The following is a 4915-nucleotide window of genomic DNA, read 5'->3' as shown; positions in this document are numbered from 1 at the left end:
CGAGCCTGCGGCGGCCGTGCAGTGGCTGCGGACGGCGATTCAGAAGCAATCCGTCCAAAAGCAGTCGTGGGATCGCCTGGAGGAACGGTTGATAGAACTGCGGGAACAGCGGGAGCAGCTGCTCGCGAAGCGTACGCGGCACAATGAGCAGGCCGCTTTATGGTTTGGCGAGGCGGATGCGGCCGACGAGACCGAATGGGAACGGCTGCTGGCGGAAGCGCGGCAGGCCAGGCGGCTGCAGGATGAAGCCATCCGGCTGGAGGTGGAGCTGTCCGCCGGGATGACTGCGGATAAACGGAGCTTGCTCGACAAGCAGCTGCGCGAGCAAGACGAGCCGTCTCTGGCGTCGGCCGACAAAAAGGCCGCAGAGGCGCTGGGCGACAGCCGCAAGCGGCATGCCGCACTGCTGGAGCAAAGGGGCCGGCTGCTGCAGACCTCCGAGCAATTAAAGCGGGAGGATGACCGCCGGCATCTGCTGCAGCAGCGTGAAAGCGCGATAGCCAAGCTGCAGAGCGAGAGCGCGCGTTATGCGGAGCTTGCCGTTATGACGGCGCTCATCAGGCGCACGAAGAAACGGCTTGAGGATGAGCGGCAACCGGCGGTTCTGCGGGAGGCTTCCCGTCTGGCCGCACAATTGACGGAGGGCCGGTATGTGCGGATCATCGCGCCGCCCGGCGAAGGGACGATCCGTCTCGAGAACGCCGACGGAGCCATCGTCGACGCTTCATTCCTCAGCAGAGGGACGGCTGAGCAGATCTACCTCGCGCTTCGTTTGGCGCTTGCCGACGCCGTGGAATCACAGGAACCGCTGCCCATGCTGCTGGACGACCTGTTCGTCAACTTCGACGGCGGCCGGCTGCGCGCCGCTGCGGGCGTGCTTGATCGGTTGTCGACCGACCGGCAGCTCATTCTGCTGACGTGCCACGACCACATCGCAAGCGCGTTAACCGATGTCATGCCACAGGCCAAGACGGTCGCATTGTCCTGATCCTATCCGGCTTTCCTCCGGATCATCAGATAGAGCCAGCCCAAGCTGACCATGCCGAAAAGCGGATAGAGCGTCGACAGCAGCGGGCCAAAGCCCATCTGGCTGATAAGATAACAGACGAGCAGCACGGCGGCCACGATGACCCGTCTGGACCATCCCAGCCGCTCCTCAAGCTGAAGCGTAAGGCCGTACACGTCTGAGATGAGCGTGGTTAAAATCTCGGCGAAAATAAGAAACAGGTAGATCCATTGAATGCTCTGGCCCAGCTCGCGGGCAATGCCGCCCATCGGGATGGCTAACTGCGTGATGCCGGGCATGTAAGCCGACAGCGCGATATGCCCGGCCAGCAGCATGAAGCCGATGCCGATGCCGCCCACCCAGCACCCGGCAACGATTGTCCGGCGGTCGCCGATTTCTTTGCCGAGCGGCACGAGCACCGCTTGCGCCATCGACAGGTTGAAAGCGGCGTACAGCACAGGCGATGCCCATGCGGCCCACGGCGAATGATCGCTTTCGAGCTGCAGCCAACGTTCGGCGCCCGGCGAGCGCAGGGTATCGAGGATGACGAGCACCGTAAACACGAGCATAACCGGCACGACGATTGCGTTGACCGTCAGGATGGCGTTCATCCCTTTGCGGAGCAGCAAATAACAGCCGATCATCGTCACCAGCAGGCCCGTCTGATACGATATGCCGAGATGCTCGTTGAAAATGGAGCCGGCGCCGGCCAGCATGACCGCATTGACGCCGAGCAGCACGCACAGCATAAAGTGACTCACAAGCCTTCCGGCCCGTTCGCCAAAAAGCGTCTTGTTCAAATCCTCATACGATTTGGCGCCGATATCGGCGGCAATGAGCATCATTTTGGCGCCAAGCCATACAAAGAGAACGGTAGCCAACCCGATCGCGACCGTTCCCCAATATCCGAACCGGGTAAAAAACTGCAGGATTTCCTGACCGGTCGCAAAGCCCGCGCCGACCACGGTCCCCATATACGTAAAAGCGATTTGCAGCACTTTAACCGGCTTCATCCTTACCGCCCCCGTTCGCGCATCGTGCGTGGATCAAAGCAGCCGGCGGCGTGACCGGTCCGGGCTTGCTCCTTTCATCCTATGCGCGCCCGGGGACAGGCATGACAAGCGCCCGGCACCAACCGGTGCCAAAGCGCCTCATACAGGCATTAACAGCTCAATCCTCGTCGGCAAACAGTTAACCGACAATACCGTGTGCTCCCTGGGCTCCATATCCAGCTTCAACAGCGCTCCGTCGCCCTTGTATCCGATGACGGAGCCGGTTGCCGGTCAGGCTTGCCGAGCGTCTTGAGCGCCTGTGCCTGATCGTCTCCGATCCTCAAGCCGCCGATGCCCGTGGCAGTCCCCGAACCGTGGACTTCGATGAACACAAGCCCGCCGATCTCGTTCCTGCAGACTTGCCGGCAAGCCGCGACCGGCCTCATGCTCCTCGACGTTCGCCTTCGAGGCGGAGGGGCCGCCCAGCGCATCGACGCCGCAGCCGGCCAACAAAGCAGCGGACACGAGGCTCAATGCCGCTCGTGCGATTTTACTTTTCTTTGTCGGCGACAGGTGCACCGTAAGCCCCCGATCTGCGTAGCGCCGCTCATAATTTGTGCTCATATCCATGTTTTCTGTTTATGTATAGACTTTTTTGCTTAACCGCCTACAATCCCTTGCATGGGTGCACGAAGCTATGTTACCTTAACGAAAAGGATTTACCGTGGAAGGATCGTGAGACGATGGACATGTTGAAGGAACGTATTTTGAAGGAAGCGTCGATCATGACGGAGGACGTGCTGAAGCTGGACGGACTGCTGAATCATCAGGTGGATCCCGTGCTGACGATGGAGATGGGCCGGGAATTCGCGCGCCGGTTCGCAGAGGTGCATATAACGAAAGTGATCACGGTGGAATCGTCCGGCATCCCTGTCGCATTCGCTACGGCGTTGACGCTTGGCGTGCCGCTTGTGTTTGCCCGTCGCAAAAAAACGCTGATCGCCGATCCCGACGCGCTCACCGAACGGGTACCATCGTTCACCAAAGGAATCGTGACGGATATTATGGTGTCCCGGCAATATTTGACGCCCTCCGACAAAGTGTTGTTTATCGACGATATTATTGCGAACGGGGACGCGGCGCGCGGGCTGATTAAGATCATCGAGCGGGCCGGTTCCGAGCTTGCAGGACTAGGCATTGTGGTGGAGAAATCGTTCCAGGCCGGAGGGCGGACGATCCGGGAACAAGGCATTCGTGTCGAATCTTTGGTGAAAATCGCGTCTTTGGAAGGCGGCAAAATTACATTTGAGCAGTAAGTCCCAGCTTCCAACTCTTTTCGTCTGCGCTTTTTTCATTTATAATAGAATCAAGTGAGTCGAGGGGAGGCAGAGGGAATATGGAGAAATTGGAGCTGTCCGCAGATTTTTTTGAGACGAAGCTGTCCGATGCCAAGGTACACTTTGAACGTGCGCTTGATTGCAAACATACAGAATTCGACGATTTATACCCTTATATGATCGAGCATCCGCAGTTTTTCTGGTACAAAAGATACGTTGCCTGGTCCGAGTTGTTAACGATCGTTAAGCTGGCTGGCGAGTTGAACGTTGAATGGCGTTCCCAGTTTACCGAGCGCCAGGTCGAATATATCGAGAATCGCGTCATGTCGTCGCGAGTTTTGGACGAATGGTATGAAACGAACGATGCTCGTGAGCAAGTGGCCAACGAAGAAAACGCATAATAGCAATCATCCTATGAGACCCATTGAGACGACCCGTCTCATTGCAGGTCTTTTTTTCTGGTATTCGGGAACAATGCGAGAGAGGAGGCACAGACCATGATAGAGGAAAACGTTCTTGACCGGTACAGGCTGCAGGGCACCAAGGTGCGCGTCGTCCGCGACGGGCTGGAAATGAACGATGTGGTCGGCATTGTTGTCGCCTGGGACAACGATTCGGTCATGATCCGCAAGCCGAACCGCCGAGTCGTCAAGCTCAGCCGGATTTACGATTACCGCCCGGCCGATGAGCCGCGCGTTGCGTCGGATGAAACGCCGGCCAGCGATTGAGCGTAGTATGATTCGATTCGAATGATGCAAGGCGCAGGCCGGAGGAACGGTGGCCGGAATCGGCATCGTGATCGAAAAATCGTTTCAGCCCGGCCGGTGCCGGCTCAAGGAGCTTGGTTACCGCGTTGAATCGTTAGCCCGCATCGCCTCGCTCGATAACGGTGAAGCTGCCTTTCTCGAATTATAGAAGCAAAACCGGGCGGGTTGGTTGAAACATCAGCCCATGAATAACCATGAAAAAGGGTTCAGCCGGTGAGCTGAACCCCTGTTGGTTTGATGGGTTGGTGCGGTCGAGAGGACTCGAACCTCCACGGCTGTTACACCACTAGAACCTGAATCTAGCGCGTCTGCCAATTCCGCCACGACCGCATGTCTTGCTGGAACGATACTCATCTTAGCATGTGCCGTACGAATAAGTCAAGGTGAGCGAAAAAGTAAAATTATTCAGATAAATCAGCCCGACGGCCGGTACATATTAACCCTTGCAGCGAAGCAAAATGAAGGTGATTTCGGTGAAAGGGGGACTTTGTTATGTTCGGTTACCATATCAGACGCGCTTTAATCAAAGCTTTGATCGTAATTGCCGCAGCCGAGCCGATCATGGCTTTCTCCCTTATCACCGCCGGTTCGGCGGCGACCGGCGAGCAGCGACGGGCAGCGATCGTGATAGATGACTTCGGCAACGGTATGAGCGGTACGGAGGATATGCTGCGGCTGCCCGTGCCTTTTACGGCAGCGGTCATGCCTTTCCTGCCCATGACGAAGCGGGATGCGGAGGCCGCACACAAGCTGCACCACGATGTGATTATCCACCTGCCGATGGAGCCGAAAAAAGGCGTAAAATCGTGGCTC

Annotated in this window: 6 protein-coding genes, 1 tRNA gene and 1 pseudogene; 6 read left to right on the top strand and 2 right to left on the bottom strand. The window is 57.6% G+C overall.

What is annotated here, in order from left to right:
- Positions 1–988, top strand: a 988-nt coding sequence (locus BG52_RS16215) for an ATP-binding protein (protein ID WP_397310158.1), incomplete at its 5' end; no start/stop codon positions are given.
- A gap of 2 nt (positions 989–990) precedes the next feature.
- On the opposite strand, the gene BG52_RS13790 is transcribed toward BG52_RS16215, so the two are convergent.
- Positions 991–2019, bottom strand: coding sequence for a YkvI family membrane protein (locus tag BG52_RS13790; RefSeq protein ID WP_036586165.1), 1029 nt, complete (start codon positions 2017–2019; stop codon positions 991–993).
- A gap of 722 nt (positions 2020–2741) precedes the next feature.
- On the opposite strand from BG52_RS13790, the gene BG52_RS13780 reads away from it, so the two are divergent.
- The 4 genes and pseudogenes from BG52_RS13780 to BG52_RS16575 all read left to right on the top strand — a co-directional run.
- On the top strand, positions 2742–3314 hold the full coding sequence (locus tag BG52_RS13780) for a xanthine phosphoribosyltransferase (protein ID WP_036586162.1): 573 nt from the start codon (positions 2742–2744) through the stop codon (positions 3312–3314).
- Positions 3315–3394: 80 nt separating this feature from the next.
- On the top strand, positions 3395–3736 hold the full coding sequence (locus BG52_RS13775; RefSeq protein ID WP_036586160.1) for a hypothetical protein: 342 nt from the start codon (positions 3395–3397) through the stop codon (positions 3734–3736).
- A gap of 96 nt (positions 3737–3832) precedes the next feature.
- Positions 3833–4063 (top strand): hypothetical protein, encoded by a 231-nt coding sequence (locus tag BG52_RS13770; protein WP_036586158.1) that lies wholly within the window; start codon positions 3833–3835, stop codon positions 4061–4063.
- 34 nt (positions 4064–4097) lie between these two features.
- A pseudogene (locus BG52_RS16575) lies at positions 4098–4250 on the top strand (xanthine phosphoribosyltransferase); the annotation flags it as partial.
- Between the two features lie 95 nt (positions 4251–4345).
- On the opposite strand, the gene BG52_RS13765 reads toward BG52_RS16575, so the two are convergent.
- Positions 4346–4432, bottom strand: a tRNA-Leu gene (locus BG52_RS13765).
- Between the two features lie 231 nt (positions 4433–4663).
- Here BG52_RS13765 and BG52_RS13760 point away from each other — a divergent pair.
- On the top strand, positions 4664–4915 hold a 252-nt coding region (locus BG52_RS13760; protein WP_144340835.1), incomplete at its 3' end, for a divergent polysaccharide deacetylase family protein.

This window comes from Paenibacillus darwinianus, assembly GCF_000598065.1.
Classification (GTDB): domain Bacteria; phylum Bacillota; class Bacilli; order Paenibacillales; family Paenibacillaceae; genus Paenibacillus_I; species Paenibacillus_I darwinianus.
The sequence above is the reverse complement of the archived record's forward strand: the minus strand, read 5'-3'. Positions and strand labels throughout refer to the sequence as shown.

Coding starts and splice junctions, on each gene's coding strand:
- BG52_RS13790 (WP_036586165.1), bottom strand. CDS start 2,019: ATGAAGCCGGTTAAAGTGCTGCAAATCGCTTTTACGTATATGGGGACC.
- BG52_RS13780 (WP_036586162.1), top strand. CDS start 2,742: ATGGACATGTTGAAGGAACGTATTTTGAAGGAAGCGTCGATCATGACG.
- BG52_RS13775 (WP_036586160.1), top strand. CDS start 3,395: ATGGAGAAATTGGAGCTGTCCGCAGATTTTTTTGAGACGAAGCTGTCC.
- BG52_RS13770 (WP_036586158.1), top strand. CDS start 3,833: ATGATAGAGGAAAACGTTCTTGACCGGTACAGGCTGCAGGGCACCAAG.